At 37.6% G+C, this 16,593-nt stretch carries 12 protein-coding genes; 11 read left to right on the top strand and 1 reads right to left on the bottom strand.

The genetic code is table 11. The annotated features are described in order from the left end of the window. Positions 1-166: 166 nt before the first annotated feature. Positions 167-796, bottom strand: a complete 630-nt coding sequence (locus LF887_RS23295; protein WP_236856623.1) for a helix-turn-helix domain-containing protein — start codon at positions 794-796, stop codon at positions 167-169. A gap of 122 nt (positions 797-918) precedes the next feature. Between LF887_RS23295 and LF887_RS23290 the strand changes: the two genes are divergently transcribed. From LF887_RS23290 to LF887_RS23240, 11 genes are all read left to right on the top strand, one after another. Continuing rightward, entirely contained in the window at positions 919-1,314 is a 396-nt protein-coding gene (locus tag LF887_RS23290) for a YbjN domain-containing protein (protein WP_236856622.1), read from the top strand. A 19-nt stretch (positions 1,315-1,333) separates the two neighbouring features. Continuing rightward, complete coding sequence (locus tag LF887_RS23285; RefSeq protein WP_236856621.1) at positions 1,334-2,035, top strand: PspA/IM30 family protein; 702 nt, start codon at positions 1,334-1,336, stop codon at positions 2,033-2,035. 3 nt (positions 2,036-2,038) lie between these two features. After that, complete coding sequence (locus LF887_RS23280; RefSeq protein WP_236856620.1) at positions 2,039-2,695, top strand: hypothetical protein; 657 nt, start codon at positions 2,039-2,041, stop codon at positions 2,693-2,695. Positions 2,696-2,811: 116 nt separating this feature from the next. After that, a complete protein-coding gene (locus LF887_RS23275) occupies positions 2,812-4,833 on the top strand; it encodes a flotillin family protein (protein ID WP_236856619.1) in 2,022 nt (673 codons plus the stop codon). A gap of 200 nt (positions 4,834-5,033) precedes the next feature. Beyond that, a complete protein-coding gene (locus LF887_RS23270) occupies positions 5,034-9,836 on the top strand; it encodes a DNA repair ATPase (RefSeq protein WP_236856618.1) in 4,803 nt (1,600 codons plus the stop codon). A 292-nt stretch (positions 9,837-10,128) separates the two neighbouring features. After that, positions 10,129-11,529 (top strand): T9SS type A sorting domain-containing protein, encoded by a 1,401-nt coding sequence (locus LF887_RS23265; RefSeq protein ID WP_236856617.1) that lies wholly within the window; start codon positions 10,129-10,131, stop codon positions 11,527-11,529. 213 nt (positions 11,530-11,742) lie between these two features. Beyond that, positions 11,743-12,111: a hypothetical protein gene (locus tag LF887_RS23260; RefSeq protein ID WP_236856616.1), complete on the top strand. Its 369-nt coding sequence runs from the start codon at positions 11,743-11,745 to the stop codon at positions 12,109-12,111. A gap of 42 nt (positions 12,112-12,153) precedes the next feature. Next, positions 12,154-13,569, top strand: coding sequence for a PLP-dependent aminotransferase family protein (locus tag LF887_RS23255; RefSeq protein WP_236856615.1), 1,416 nt, complete (start codon positions 12,154-12,156; stop codon positions 13,567-13,569). A 15-nt stretch (positions 13,570-13,584) separates the two neighbouring features. After that, positions 13,585-14,064, top strand: coding sequence for a GNAT family N-acetyltransferase (locus LF887_RS23250; protein WP_236856614.1), 480 nt, complete (start codon positions 13,585-13,587; stop codon positions 14,062-14,064). Positions 14,065-14,389: 325 nt separating this feature from the next. Next, positions 14,390-15,097: a response regulator transcription factor gene (locus LF887_RS23245; RefSeq protein ID WP_236856613.1), complete on the top strand. Its 708-nt coding sequence runs from the start codon at positions 14,390-14,392 to the stop codon at positions 15,095-15,097. 3 nt (positions 15,098-15,100) lie between these two features. Next, positions 15,101-16,504, top strand: a complete 1,404-nt coding sequence (locus LF887_RS23240; RefSeq protein ID WP_236856612.1) for a sensor histidine kinase — start codon at positions 15,101-15,103, stop codon at positions 16,502-16,504. The last annotated feature ends 89 nt before the right edge of the window (positions 16,505-16,593 follow it).

Genomic DNA, 16,593 nt, shown 5'->3' with positions numbered 1-16,593 from the left:
TTCCTTATATAGAATTGTTAAGTTAGTTAAGTGTTTTTATCTCAATGGATTATGTTTTGTTGGCGTAGTCAGAACAGACAGGTTGTGAAAACAGATAACAACTATAAAAGACCTCTCAGTTATCGTTAATTGAGAGGTCTTTATTCATTTATAATGATCAAAAAATCTAGTCTTTTTTGATTTTGCTCTCCAGATATTTCAGACGCTCAAAAATATCTGCAAAAATATTCTTTTCGGCAGTAGAAACATATCCTACAATTTTATAAAGATCCTTTTCATTAGCTGTCAGATTCTGAAGCTCAGAAGCATATTGCAATTGCCCTTGAATATAGACCAAAAGATTATTGACAGGGTCTTTTTTCAGATCTGTTTTGTTCAGGAACAAAATATCTCCATATTGATACTGAGGCAAAAGTTTTGCTTCCGGAGTAAATTCATACACCATATCCACGGATGCTAATATTTTTTGCACAATTGCCGCGCCTGGAGTATCTTTTTCTAATTTATCTTGAGTTGCCTTGCTGTTTTGAATGGCTAATTCCGGGAACAGCATAAGCTGATCAATATCAGAAACACTTACTAACTGGTTTACCTGAAGCGTTTCAGTCAGTAACTTATCAAGATTAAGGTTGAAATGATTAGCTACCTTTAATATAGTTTCGATTTTTGGTTCGGCACGCCCTTCTTCATAAGAGCTTATTACACCTCTGTTGAGATCAAACAAGTCAGCAAATGCCTTTTGGCTCAGCCCTTTAACCTGTCTTATTTTCTTAATATTAGTTCCAAAGAAGCTCATCTTGTCTAATCGTTTTTGCAAATATAGAGAATCTGAAACAAATTATTGCTAATTATATTTGCAATTTGAGAATTTTATGCTATATTTGTGTAGAAGAAAATTGAACACAAAAACCAGCCATCATGAAAAATCAACTATTTAGAACGGTCAAAGAGTGGCTCTTAGATTATGAATTTAACATCACGTTGGAAGACGAAGCTCAGAGAATCTTAATTATTGAAAAAGAATCCAACGGGATAAAAAATATGATCCTTATTATATCAGATTCCATTCTGATCATGGAGCAGTTTCTTTTCGAAATAAAAAATCCATCCGAAAAAACATTCCTCAGACTGCTTCAGAAAAACAGAGATATTGTACACGGAGCATTTGTTTTGGATATTACCGGAAGGCGGGTTATTTTCAGAGATACCCTTCCAACCGATAATATGGCACAGAATGAGGTGATGGCATCCATCAATTCACTGGGAATTCTGGTAGGAGAGTTTACCAATGAAATGCTTGAAATGAGTAAGTAATTCACAAAAGATATTTAAAATGAACATTTTTAAAAGATTATTAACAATCGGAAAAGCAGAGGTCCATTCTGTGATAGACAACTTTGAGGACCCCATCAATTTAACAGAACAGGGAATCCGTGAAATGAAAGAACAGCTTTCAAAAAGCATTGAAGCCCTTGCTCAGCTTAAAGCATTGGCCATTCGTAAAAAGAATGAAGCCGAAACAGAAGAGCAAACCGCTGATGACTATTACAATAAGGCCATTGTAATCATTCAGAAAGCAGAAAAAGGTGAGGTAGAATCTCAGGAAGCAGACCGCCTTGCCAAAGAAGCGCTGAAAAGGCAGACGGCTTCACAGGAAAGAACCTCTGAACTGCGAAAAGAACACGAAAAACTTCATGGCGAATGTGAAAAGATGCAGGGAAACATTAATCAACTGAAATCAGGCATTACCAAATGGGAAAATGAGCTGAAAACCCTTAAGGCAAGAGTTCAGGTGAGCGAAGCAACGAAAGATATCAATCAGCAAATGACCCAGATGGATACCGGAAGCGCAGTGAGCATGCTTGAGAAACTAAAAGATAGAGTTGTACAACAGGAAGCCTTAGCGGAAGCCTATTCTGATCTTTCAAAATCAGGAAAGAGTATTGATGAAGAGATAGATGCCATTGTAAACAACAACGACTCCGCAGCTGAAGAAGCTTTAAACAGATTAAAAGAAACACTTAAAAAAGGCTAATATATGACCTTTCAGGAATTTTTGAATGTAGCATTTTCTCCGGTGAACACCATATTGAGTGTTCTTCTTGGACTCTCGGTGATCTATTGGTTATTTACCATACTTACAGGATTGGATATTGATGTGGGTATTCATTCTGATCTGGATGGCGGTGCAGATGTTCACACTCCGGAAGGGCATTTTCATGCTCCGGAACATGATCCTGCTGCATGGATGCACTTCCTGAAGTTTCTTAATCTTGACATTGTTCCGGTAACTTACTTCCTTACGTTGTCGTTACTGGTGACATGGCTGGCCTCATTTTATCTGAATTATTTCATTCCGCTTCCTACATGGGCAGGGTTATTGGCTCTGTTTCCAATGATGATTGCCGGAATGCTGATTACGAAAATGGTTTTGAAACCCCTAAATCCATTTTTTAAAGAGATTAATCATAAAGGAGAGTTGTCATATGCTTTTCTGGGAAGAGAAGGGCGATTGAAATCAAGTATCCAGGATGATAAAATAGGAATGATGGAAGTCTTTATCGGAAGCGATCCTATGACGCTGATGGTGAGAAGTAAAGACGGAACAAAACTGGAACACGGAACCCGTGTAATGATCGTAGATGAAGAACCCGAAAAGAGAATTTACTACGTTCAGCAGTCGATGAGATATTAAAAACTTTTAACCATGCTTTCTTTATTTTTAATCATGCTGAACTATATTTTGGAAATTTTTTTCCAATATTTTTAAAATAAAAAAACACATTCATATATCAATAAACTTATAAAACTATGAACTTACCATTAATTGCAGGAATTATAATTATAGCAGTAGCATCAATCGGATTGATTTTCTGGATCTTATCGATGTATAAAAAGACCGTTCAGGGAATTGTTATCTTAAGAACAGGATATGGGGGTACAAAAGTATTCTTTAATGCCGGAATTGTAATTCCCATCATTCACCGTATGGAATCTATGGATATTTCGGTGAAAAAACTGGAAATATCAAGAGAAGGAAGAGCAGGGCTGATCTGTAAAGACAATATGAGGGCTGATATTCAGGTAGCCTTCTTTATCCGTGTCAACAAATCGGTGGACGATATCATCAATGTTGCCCAGACAATCGGATGCCAGAGAGCTTCTGATGCCCAAACTTTAAGAGAACTTTTTGAAGCGAAATTTTCTGAAGCTCTTAAAACGGTAGGAAAGAAATTTGATTTCACAGAACTGTATGAAGCAAGAAGCGAATTTCGCCAGGAAATCCTTGATATCATAGGGACAGACCTGAACGGATATGTGCTGGATGACTGTGCAATAGATTACCTTGAGCAGACCTCTATTGATAAGCTGGATAAAGATAATATTCTTGATTCTGAAGGGATTAAGAAAATAACCGAACTTACTGCAACACAGAATATTAAAGCCAATCAGGTTCGTCGTGATGAAGAAAAAACGATTACGAAGCAGAACGTAGAAGCCCGTGAAGCCATTCTGGAGCTTGAAAAACAGTTAGCAGAAAAACAGGAATCTCAAAAAAGAGAAGTTGCCAATATTAAAGCACGTGAGAATGCCGAAATTTTAAAAGTAGAAGAAGAAGAGCGTCTGAGATATGAGACTGTTCGTATTGCTACAGAAGAAAAGCTACAGATTGCAGAAGAAAATAAACTCCGTCAGGTAGTCATTGCCGCTAAAAATAAAGAACGTGCTGATCTTGTAGAAACGGAAAGAGTATTAAAAGACAAAGCTCTTGAAGCTACAGAAAGAGAAAGAATTGTCTCTCTGGCACAGATTGAAAAAGAAAAGGCAATAGAGCTGGAGAAGAAAAGTATTCAGGATGCGATCCGTGAGCGCCTGACGATGGAAAAAACAGTGGTAGAAGAGCAGCAGGGAATCAAAGATCTTGAAGCTTTCAAAACAGCAGATAGAAACAAGCAGGTAGAAATTACCATAGCCACTCAGGAAGCAGAGAAAAAACTGATTGAAGAAACAAGAGCCGCAGAGTCAAGAAGATTGGCCGCTGAAAAAGATGCACAGAAATATGTGATTGAAGCACAGGCAAAAAGAGATGCTGCTGAAAAAGAAGCTGAAGCACGTAAGATTATAGCAGATGCTAAGGCGAAAGAAGAAGCTACTGTAGGATTGTCTGAAGCGCAGGTAATGCATGCTAAAGCAGATGCTGCAGAAAGACAGGGTATTGCAGAAGCAAGTGTGATTGAGAAAAAAGCTGATGCCAATAAAAAAGAAGGGATTGCCCAGGCAGAAGTAATCAAAGAAAAAGCATTGGCAGAAGCAGCCGGAATCACTGAAAAAGCCGAAGCAATGAAGAAACTGAACGAAGCTGGAAAAGACCACGAAGAATTCCGTCTTCAGCTGGCAAAAGAAAAAGATGTGGAACTTGCGCAGATCGCTATCCAGAAAGATATCGCAGAAGCCCAGTCTATGGTATTGGCTGAAGCCTTCAAAACTGCAAAAATTGATATCGTAGGAGGTGACAATACCTTCTTTGATAATGTAATACGTCAGGTTTCTGCAGGAAAAGGATTAGACAAATTTATCGGCCACAGCGAAAATGCACAGCTTGTAAAAGAAAACCTTCTGGGCAATGGTGAAAACATCATTGGAAAAGTGATGGGAATGGTAGATAAATACAAAATCTCTTCAGAAGATATCAAAAATATGAGCATCGCATCTCTGATATTTAAATTGAACGGAGTAGCCAGTCAGCAGGAAAAAGGAATTCTGGAAAAAGCTATGGATATGGCCAGACACCTGGGAGTGGAGAACAAACCGGTGAATAACAATCACGTTTAACGGGACAATACTTTGATGAGGATCAGGACTTATTTTATAATTAATAAGCAGCAGATTTATTATCAATAATATGAGAAACCTTATAGATCCTAAAAATCTGTAAGGTTTACATCACAATAACAAAAAACCATCGGACTCACTCAGGTTTTACACAAAGATCTGCTGTCATACGGCAGATAATGACAACTTAAATAAAAACGATGTCAGAACAACTTAATTCAGGAACTTACGAGATTATTCAAAATCGTCTGAATGAGCAGAAGAATGACCTTATCCAAAGACTTCAGCAGCTTAATGAAAGCCGTAAAAATATATTTGGAGGCGTAGACTTCTCTCTTATTGCCAACGAAAGAATTTCCACAGACCACAGCTGTATTGCCAAGGATATTTATTCTCTGGGTAATCAACTTATATTGGGTTCTAATGCTCACCTTGGCCTTCAGACTGAAATTAATATCTCGGATGTTTTTTCAATATATAAAATCAATAACAACAGGTTTGAACCTCAGGACTATGCATTGATTAATGATGAGGTTTTCATTGATGAATTTAAAAACCTCTACAAATATTACAGAAACACCTTCTTTGCCAGATTTACCTTTACAGAAAACTATCTGTATATGGTTTTTCAGCTTTCAGAAAGTACCACCGATATCAAGGCATTCAAATGGCTCATTAAAGAAAATCAGCTCATCTATGTAGATTCCAGAAGCGCTTCAGAAACCTCATATCCCCAGCAGCATGCCTTCGTATGGACAAGAGCTACAAGAGATATGCAGCGCTCAGGAAAACATCCCCATATTTCTCTGGCAGATAAAGTCTTTGTAGAAAGTATAGGTGGAGATATAACCATTAAAGTAGAAGATAATACCGATACAGGAAAAGGAATTTATTCCGAAGATGTTATTCATAAAGATCAGAACCTGGATGATGCGGAAATCTACTTCTGCGATCTGGATAATCTGGTCTTGTTTAAAATAAAACCCTACCAGGAAACAGAACGCTATTTCATTTATAACCATAAAGAAAAGACTGTTTCCAGAGCTGATGCACTGAAATATTCAGGATTGCTGCTGCCGGAAAGTCAGGGAGTATTATTCTCCAACGGATATGCTCTGCAGACGGGTGGCTTGAAAGTTATTTCTCAAGATCAGAACAGGCTCTACTACTTGAAAACAGTTATAGAGCCGAATGGTGAGAATTTTTTATACGTTTTCTATGATGATAAAACGAACAATTATCAGCTGATTTCCTATAATATTATTACTCAGACCATAGAAACACCGATTCGGTGCAGTGGGTTTACCTTTTTAGATAATGGTAAGCTGATCTACCTTCGTGAGAGTATTGAAACAACGAAAAACCACCTTGCCCAGATCTGGCAGACCCCTTTTTCCAAAGAATTGCTGCCTAATGCTGAAAAAACAGACAGCTTACTTTATAAAATAGGGAACAAAGATATTGTAAGGGTGATGGCTGAAAGCCAGGAGCTTATAACGCTGTTGAGTAAAAAAGATTCTTACAGCGGGCTGTATAGTGATATTGTAAAGCTTGCCACCTTTATCCTCGATACTTATTACTTTCTGGGTGAAGAAGAAGTTGAGAAGCTGGATCAGCCATTGAAGGAGATAAGAGGGATTGCCCATTCTGCGATCAATGAATATGAAAAGGTTACTGAACAGAGAAGAAATACAGAAGAAGCCTTAGAAAAAATCAAACATGCCTGTGAGAAAATCCTGGATGATACGAAAAGGCTTCATTATTCTCAGCTTACGGAATATATTGATGCCCTTTCGCAGATCAGAGCTTTAAGAGGAGAAGTTACAGGAGGCAGAGAGCTTAAATATGCTGATGCTGTATTGCTGGATACACTGGAAAAATCCCTTGCAGAGCGCTATACAGAACTTTCGAATGCCTGTGTAGATTTTCTTTTGCAGGATCAGGCGCTGCTTCCTTATGAAGAAAGAGCAAACAAAATATCAGAAGAGATCATTGCTTTGCAAAAAGCAGTTGATGCGAAAATCATTGAGGAGAATATTAATATATTGTCCGGGCAGCTGGAGCTGTTAGTAGATATTGTTAATAATCTTAAAATAGAGGATACTTCCCAGTCTACCCAGATCATTGAAAACATTTCCCTGATCTTTGCGAGGCTTAATCAGGAAAGACTTGAGCTTGGCAAAAGGAAAAGAGAGATCTCCGGAAAAGAACTCGCCTCAGATTTTCAGGCACAGATCACCTTATTCGATCAGTCTGTTATCAATTTCCTGGAACTTTCCCAGACCCCTGAGAAGTGTGATGAATACCTCACCAAACTTTCCATTCAGTTGGAAGAAATGGAAACAAAATTTATCGATTTCGAAGAATTTATCCAACAGATTGGGAATAAAAGAGAAGAGGTTTACGGGCATTTTCAGAATAAGAGAGTACAGCTTACAGAATCAAGAAACAAAAGAACCCAGACTCTTTTTGATGCTGCACAGAGAATCTTGAAATCCATACAGACCAAAGCAGAATCTTTTGACTCTGAAAATGAGATCAATGGCTATTTTGCATCGGATCTGATGGTAGAAAAAGTAAGAGACTTTTCAAGACAGCTTGCAGAACTTGAAGATTCTGCCAAATCTGAAGAAATTCAGACCCTTCTTAAAACTTCCCAGCAGGAAGCCGTAAGAAAACTAAAAGATAAAAAAGAGATCTATATTGATGGGGAAAACATCATTGCTTTAGGAGATTATAAATTTGCTGTCAATCAGCAGAAGCTGGATCTTACCCTTGTGCTGAGAAATGCACAGTATTATTATCATCTTACAGGAACAAGCTTCTATGAACCTTTGAACTTCAATACAGCAGACGAGTTCAAAGAAGTCTGGAATCAGGAGTTTGTTTCAGAAAACATAAAGGTGAAAAGGTTTGAATACCTCGCCTGGAATGTTTTTTCATCTCATAAAGAAAATGCTACAGAACAGCAGAACGAAAAGGCTGTACAGGAATTTACCGCAAGGCATTTTGGAGAAGGACTTGTAAAGGGAATTCATGATCAGGATGCACAGACTATTTTAACAAAGCTTCAGCAAATGTACAATGAGCTTGGACTGATGAGGTTTACAGCACAAGAAAGGTCATTGGGACAGCTTTTCTGGTTCTTTATGGAGAATGAAAGAAAAGAATATTATAACAGACAGTTTGAAGCTGCTGCTATTATTTCCCAATCGTTTGCTTCGAAAGAAGGATTTGAATATTTAAGCAGGGAATTGGCAAACGATATGAAGGCTTTTGTATCGGCACATGCTTTTTTTACCGAAGTAGATTGTATCAATGCTGCTCTATATCTGAAACAGGAGGACAAAGAAAACTTCCTGATTTCAGAAAAAGCGGCCACTTTATATGGTTTATTTTTGAAAGAGCTGAAAGAAAAAGGTAAAGATCTTGAATTTATTACCCAGTTGCAAGCTATGTATCAATTTCCTTCTGCGTGCTATTATATTGCTGAAAGTGCATTACAGGCATTTGACGCTGAAGCTGAAAGGAATGTCATACAGGAAACTGCAGGATTTATTATTACCCAGAAGTTTGATCCCAAAAATATCAAACGAACCTCTTATGAAGTGATACTAAAAGAATTGAAATCACTTGAAAAGGACACAGAATACCATCTTAACTATTTCGAATTTGTATCAAGGCTGAGTCATTTTAATACCGTTATAGTTCCAAAATATAAACGTCTTCAGGAATTGAAATACAGCTGGGTAGACGAAAAGAAAAAAGCATTGAAGCTGGATACTTTCAAGCCGCAGATATTAAGTTCGTTTGTCCGAAACAAACTGATCAATGATGTTTACTTTCCTTTAATAGGGGCTAATCTTTCAAAACAGCTGGGAACAGCGGGTTCAGATAAAAGAACAGACAGGATGGGAATGCTTCTTCTGGTATCTCCTCCGGGATATGGAAAAACTACCTTGATGGAGTATATGGCTGAACGTATGGGGCTGGTTTTCATGAAGATCAACGGCCCTTCACTAGGGTATGATATTGTTTCCACAGATCCTTCAGAAGCTAAAAATGCAGGGGCGAGACAGGAACTTGAAAAATTGAACCTCGCACTGGAAATGGGCGACAATGTAATGCTGTACCTGGATGATATTCAGCATTGTAACCCGGAATTCCTCCAGAAATTCATATCTCTTGCCGACGGGCAGAGAAAAATAGAGGGAATTTACAATGGAGAAAGTAAAACCTATGATTTACGTTCCAAAAGATTCTGTCTGGTGATGGCTGGAAATCCTTACACAGAAAACGGAGAAAAGTTTAAAATACCGGATATGCTGGCTAACCGTTCAGATACTTATAATCTGGGAGAGATATCAGGATCAAAAACCGACCTTTTTGACCTGAGTCTTATCGAGAATGCCCTGATGTCTAATGAGTATCTGACCAGACTGACCCACCCGGGAATGGAAAATCTATATGAACTCTATGAGTGTGTTGTAACAGATAATCCGGCAGATCATCTGAAGGGGAATTTCAGTTCAAACGAAATATCAGACTTCAGAGCAGTATTGAAAAATACCATTAAAGTAAGAGATATGGTTTTGAAGGTGAATAAAGAATATATTTCTTCCGCAGCGATGTCCGATGATTATAGAAATGAACCATCATTCAAGCTGCAGGGGTCTTACCGTAATATGAATAAACTTATCACACAGATTCAGCCTATTCTGAAAAAAGATGAGGTAATACAGATTGTATTAAACCATTACCAGAATGAGTCTCAAACCCTTACAACGGGAGCCGAGGCGAATATGCTGAAGCTTAAAGAGCTCTTTGGTACACTTTCCGAAGAAGAAACAGAACGCTGGAATGAAATCAAGAAAACATTTCTGAAAAATAAAACCTTAAAAGGTTTAGGAGAAAATGACAGAATGTCTCAGATTGTAGCTTTACTTGCACAGTTCGGTGATGGGCTGGAAGGTATTAAAGAAGCTTTAAAAAGAGTAGAATAATACTTTTAATATCATATAAATACTTTCAAACAGGCTGCTTCATACTAGGGAGCAGCCTGTTTTCTATTTCAAATCATGTCTTATATCCATGGGATCGGCTGATATAAGGGATGTGGAAACAGGCTCCTCCTTATTTGATAATAAACAAATTGTATAAAATAAATTTATTGGAATACTTTACACTAAAAATTAAAAAATTATAAATAAAATAATACAAATATTTATTAATTGTTAATTTAAACAACCGTTTTTCATATATTTGATTAATATAACCATGTAAAATCATATAATCATGAGGAAAATTTATTTTTTCTTGCTGTTGCTGGGTGCCTTACAGCCTGCATATTCACAAGCTAACTATTGTGTAAAAGATATTTCTATCACTAACAGTACAATTTCAATTTTCACTACTAACGGAGAAGTTTATACCTGGGGTGTTAATGATTATGGACAGGTAGGTACAGGAAGCACGCAGCTGCAAAGTTCTCCGTATTTACGTCCTGTAACACCAAATTTTGGTTCTATTTATCATTCATTAAGCCATACATTAGGATTAACTGATAATGGGAAGATATATGGGTGGGGTAGAAATACGAGGGGGCAGGTAGGAAATGGAACAATTACAGATATTTATACCCCTGTACAGATTGGTTCTGATACAGACTGGAAAAAAATGGTAGCAGGCCTCGCCCATACTATTGCGCTAAAAAATAATGGAACGCTTTGGGGATGGGGAAATAATTCTGCCTGTGAGCTCAGTATAACCTCTCCCAATCCATATCCTAATCAGTACTTTTCTCAGCCCGTCCAGATCAGTACAGACAACAATTGGATAGATATAACCGCAGGAGGGAGCAGAACTTTTGCGATCAAAAGTAATGGGACTTTGTGGGCAAGAGGTAGAAACGTACTTAATAGTCTAGGTCTTCAGTATGCTGAAAATGTGTGTGTTACAAACTTGTCTCAGGTGGGAACAGATACAAACTGGAAAAAAGTGGTGACCTCTTCTTTAGGTGATTTTACCCTTGCTTTAAAAACTAATAATACTTTATGGGGATGGGGTGACAATATAGCGGGTGGAGTAGGAAGTGGTACAAGTGTGCTTGTGCAAACCCCTGTACAGATAGGCACAGATACCTGGAAGGAGATCGCAACCGGACAGACCTATTCTGTTGGTGTTAAAAGTGACGGAACCTTATGGCAATGGGGAGAAGGATGCTGGGACAGCACTATCAACGTAATAGTCCCAACCAGTTCTCTTTCTCCGGTACAAGTGGGTAATGATTTTGATTGGGAAAAAGTATATGCGGGGCATTGTGTTTCAATTGCTCAGAAATCAGATGGTTCTGTTTGGGCATGGGGCGGGTATGGATACATTTGGAATAACGGAGCAGCTACTTCATCGGCACAGCCCCTCCTTATTTTTCAGTGTCCCAGAGCTTCTACTTCAGAATCGGCATATGAGTTATCTGATATTATTTTATATCCAAACCCTGCTTTTGATCAAATTTCATGGGCACAAAATATTTCAATTGAAAAAGTTACTATTTACGATATGAGTGGAAAACTGGTGCTATCACAAAGTGTGTATGCAAAGTCTGTCAATATTTCAAGTCTTACTACCGGAACTTACCTGATCAAATTAGAGTCTAAAGAAAAACAGATTTATAATTCAAAGTTTCTTAAAAAATAATGTTCTTTTTTTATTTAATGTAAATAATATCAATATTTTAAAACACTTCAAACAGGCTGCTTCATACTAGGGAGCAGCCTGTTTTCTATTTTAATGAAAGACGAGTTGTTTCCAGCCGATCAAATAATTTCTGTAACCATAATATTGTATACTTCTGTATCTGTGTCTTAATGAGGATACTTCATAATTTTGTTTAGCTAAAGAAGAAATAATATGGAAACAGTTGCACAACATCAGGAGATTCTTCAATATGCTGAAGCCTATATTTCAGACATATTGATGCTGAAAAATATTTTCCTGCAAACTCACGATGGGAAGAAAGTAAATCAGAATTTCGGACTTCCTTTTCTCTTGGCTAAAAAGGAAAATAAGACCATTGCATTTGCGAGTCTTGTCATGAATGGGAAAGGTTTGATCACTTTTAAGATTTATAACAAAATGGAAATGACGGATACAGAGATGGAAATTTTTTTTGCCCATACCGAAGTTTGTTTTAAAAAGAATAATAGCCCGAATTTCCGAAATCCGGAACAGTTGAAAAGCAGTATCAGCAGAATGGTAAGCTGGCTGAACCTTGAATAAAACAGGGATGAAAGTTGTACATTTACTTAAAACCATCATTTAATGTCTAAGGATGTCCTGTACCTTAAAATAGCAAACTCTGTCACAGAGCAGATTAAAAACGAAACATTACAGTTTGGAGACAGGCTGCCTTCACTCAGAAGCGCCCAGAAGCTGTACAATGTAAGTCTTAATACAGTAAAACAGGCCTATATGGAGCTGGAAAGCCGTTCCCTTGTAGAGTCACGTCCCAAATATGGATATTACGTAAGCCAGACCTCTCAGAGGAAACTAGCACTGCCTTCTATAGCCCAAATGAAAGTTTCAGAAGGTGAAAATACACCTGAAGACCTTATAGGAAAAGTATTTGGTACAATTGACGGAACGGATGTTACCCAATTTGCATTGGGAATTCCCGGAAAAAGCCTCCTTCCTGTGGCGAAGATGAAAAAATGTATGATTGATGTGGTGAAAAGGAAAAATGATAGCGGAACCAACTATGAGCCCGTACAGGGAAGTGAACAGCTTCGCCGCGAAATTGCCAAGTGGGCAATGGTGATGGAAGGAAAGATTACAGAAGATGACCTGGTGATTACTTCCGGGGCAATGAATGGGGTATACAATTGCCTGATGGCAGTCACCCAGCCCGGAGATTCTGTGGCGGTAGAAAGTCCCGTTTATTTCGGGATCCTTCAGGCTATCCATTTATTAGGATTGAAAGCTGTGGAAATTCCCACCCATCCTATTACGGGAGTAGATCTGGATAGTTTGAAAAAAGTGCTTCCGAAGCTTTCTGCATGTTGTTTTGTAGTGAATTATAACAATCCATTAGGGTTCCAGATGCCTGATGAAAACAAGAAAGAACTCGTGAAAATGCTTACCGAGCATAATGTCCCTCTGGTTGAAGATGATGTCTACGGAAATATTTATTTCGGTGCGGGAAGACCAAAACCTTGTAAATTTTACGACGAAGCAGGTATTGTAATGTGGGTAGGCTCAGTCTCCAAGACCCTGGCTCCCGGATTTCGTGTGGGCTGGGTGGCTGCGGGAAAGTTTAAAGAGAAAATTATCCGTCAGAAGCTGGTTCAGACGGTTTCCAGCCCGTCTTTGTTTTCAGATGTAATTGCTGACTTTCTTGCCCATGGAAGATATGATCATCATCTGAGAATGTTCAGAAAAAAGCTGTATGCCAATTATCTTCAGATTCAGAAGTCTGTAAACCTGTATTTTCCGGATAATACTAAGATTTCTGAACCAAAAGGAGGATTTATGCTTTGGCTGGAGCTGGACAAGAGAATTTGTACGGAAGACCTGTATGATGAAGCAGTAAGCCAGAAAGTAAACTTTGCACCCGGAAGAATGTTTTCACAATATAATCAGTACCAGAACTGTATGCGTCTGAACTATGCGCTGGAATGGACAGATCGTGTAGAAAGTGACTTGGAGAAACTGGGAAAAATGATAAAAAACAAAATTTAATAAACCTTAAGGACAATGAATGATATCAATAATGAAGTGAAAATTATAGCGTATGAACATCAGTATAAAGAAGCTTTCAAGACGTTAAATGAAGAATGGATCAAAACTTTTTTTGTAATGGAAGCAGGTGATTATAAATTGCTGGATCATCCTGAAGAGCAAATTTTAGAAAAAGGAGGGTATATTGCTTTCGCATTATTAAATAATGAACCCGTGGGAACATGTGCATTGGTGAAGGCTGGTGATAAACCTCTTACTTTCGAACTCTCAAAGATGGCAGTAAGCCCCAAAGCGCAGGGAAAAAAAATTGGATATCTGCTGGGAAATGCATTAATAGGGAAAGCGAAAGAGCTCAATGCGCAAAAAGTATTTTTAGAAACCAATTCTATATTAGTTCCTGCAATTAAATTGTATGAAAAGTTAGGATTTAAGCATATTCCGATTACTGATGCCGGATATGATAGGGTAGATGTACAGATGCAGTTGGATTTGTAATAAGTTGAAAAAATGCTTTTTTTAAGCGCAATAATAGGATTTTAAAAGGCAGGGAATCCACAAATTATTTTATTAGTGCATTCCTTGCCTTTATAATATAAGTTTTATTTCAGATAAAATATGTGTGTTAGTTTGTTGATTTTCAGTTGTGTTTTTGTATTTTCGATTCGTTAGATCGATGATTGGTTTCAAGTCGGGACTTTAAATTTTGAAAACGCAAACAATCCATTAGCAGGTTTCTTTTTTGTGGTTCTTAGCTGTCTTTTTCAGCTTTCCTCTCTCCAAGAAAAATTTTCCTATTTTTGTGAAACTCCTTATTTCATTTATGAAAAAAATTATTCTTATCGAAGATGAAACCAGTGTAGTTTCTTTTATTAAAAAGGGCCTTCAGGAAAATGGCTATGAAGTATCTGTGGCTTTTGATGGGCGTACAGGTGTACAGCTGGTACAGGCTAATGATTTCGATATGGTAATTTTGGATATTATGCTGCCGGAAATGAATGGGCTGGACGTCTGTAAAGAAATCAGGAAAACCAATGAGAGTGTTCCTATTTTATTTCTGACAGCCCTGGGATCCTCTGAGAATATTGTGCTTGGGCTGGAAAGTGGTGGTGATGATTACCTGGTAAAGCCATTCAAATTTATTGAATTGGTAGCCCGTGTAAAATCACTGTTGAGAAGAAGCCTCGGAAGTAATCCGCAGGAAATTGTAGAACCTGAACCGGATAATGAATATGTCTTTCAGTTTTCGGATCTGACAGTTAATGACTATACTAAGAAAGTAACCCGCGCCGGAGAAGATATTACGCTTACTTCTACAGAATATAAACTGCTGTTATATTTTCTCAATAATCCGGAAAAAGTAATCTCCAGAGCCGAAATTTTAGATGCTGTTTGGGGAGTAAACTATGAATTGGGAACCAATGTGGTGGATGTTTATGTCAATTATTTAAGAAAAAAACTGGATCATCAGGATGATAACAAACTGATTCATACCGTGATAGGAATGGGGTATGTTCTGAAAAAGAGTTAATGGATGTTTAATAAAGTGATTACAAATCAGACCAAAACGATGGTGCTTTTAATGTTGGTTTTCACCGCCATTATTCTCCTTTTCAGTGGGTTGGTCTATTTTTCAATCGTTAATTTCTCACATCAGAGGTTTTATGAACTTCTAAAGATCCGGACAGCAACCATTGTTCAGATCGAAAAAAGCAAAGACCATCTGGACCTTCCGGAAAACTATATTCTCAGCAGCCTGAATGATGAGGAACTTCCCATGGAAAAAGATTATGTTTTTGCCGTTCCTACAGATTCCAATTTTAAAAAAATATCCCAGGAAGTTCATATTCCCGATTATTTCTTTAAAAAGATCATCAAAGAAGGCGAATCCAATTACAATGACAAAGAATTCTATTATATAGGACAGAGTTTTAAATATGATGACAAAGACTATATAGCGATTGCTTCTGCCAAAAACCATTATGTAGTCTATTATCTGGGGTTTTTGAAAAGAACGCTCATCACCTGTATTGTGCTTTCCCTGTTCTTCAGTATGATCTTTTCTTTTTATCTCTCTAAAACATTATTTAGACCCATCTTGAAAATTACAGGAAAAGTAAAGGAGATAAGCTCAGAAAACCTTCACCTGAGATTGGAATCCCAGCCGGACAATAAAGAGCTGAATGAACTGGTGGATACTTTCAATGATATGCTAAACCGTATAGAAACCTCTTTTGAAACCCAGAATCACCTGATCGGAAATGTATCGCATGAATTGAGAACCCCGTTAACGTCCATTATGGGAGAGGCTGATGTGGCACTTTCTATCAGCAGAACTGCAGATGAATATAAAGAAACCCTGGAAATCATTCTGGATGAGGCTGAAAAGTTAGACAAAAAGATCAAGGCTTTATTAATGATTGCGCAAACCGGATTCGACGGGAAAATCCAGAAAATGGATAAAGTAAGGATTGATCAGTTACTGTGGGATGTTATTGAAACACTTAGAAAAATCGATTCCAGGAATAATATTTATCTGGATATCAGTATGCTTCCTGATAATCCTAAAAAACTGAAAGTGCAGGGTAATGAGCAGCTTCTGCATCTGGCAGTTGCCAATATCATCAGTAATGGCTGTAAATATTCTAATTTCCAGCAGGTTAAAGTTTCTCTCGGAGCTACCGATACAGATGTTTATATTATTGTAAAAGATAATGGAATCGGAATTCCGGAAGTAGAGATGAATAAAATCTACGATCCGTTCTTCAGGGCATCCAATACAAACAATTATGAAGGTTATGGAATTGGGCTTCCATTGGCAAGGAACATCGTAAGAATGCATCATGGCGAATTGATCGTGAGTTCAAACCAAAACCTCGGTACCACCGTACAGATGCGCTTCCCAAATTTCTATAGTACCCAGAGGGAGAATGTTTAATCGGTAAAAAGACCGTTTTATTTAATCATTTTGGTTATTTATTTGTCTTAAATGAACACTGGCTTTTTGCTTTTCCTTTATTCTCAAAC

It is taken from the genome of Chryseobacterium sp. MEBOG06, assembly GCF_021869765.1.
Taxonomy (GTDB): Bacteria; Bacteroidota; Bacteroidia; order Flavobacteriales; family Weeksellaceae; genus Chryseobacterium.
This window is presented reverse-complemented; position numbering and strand designations above follow the sequence as displayed.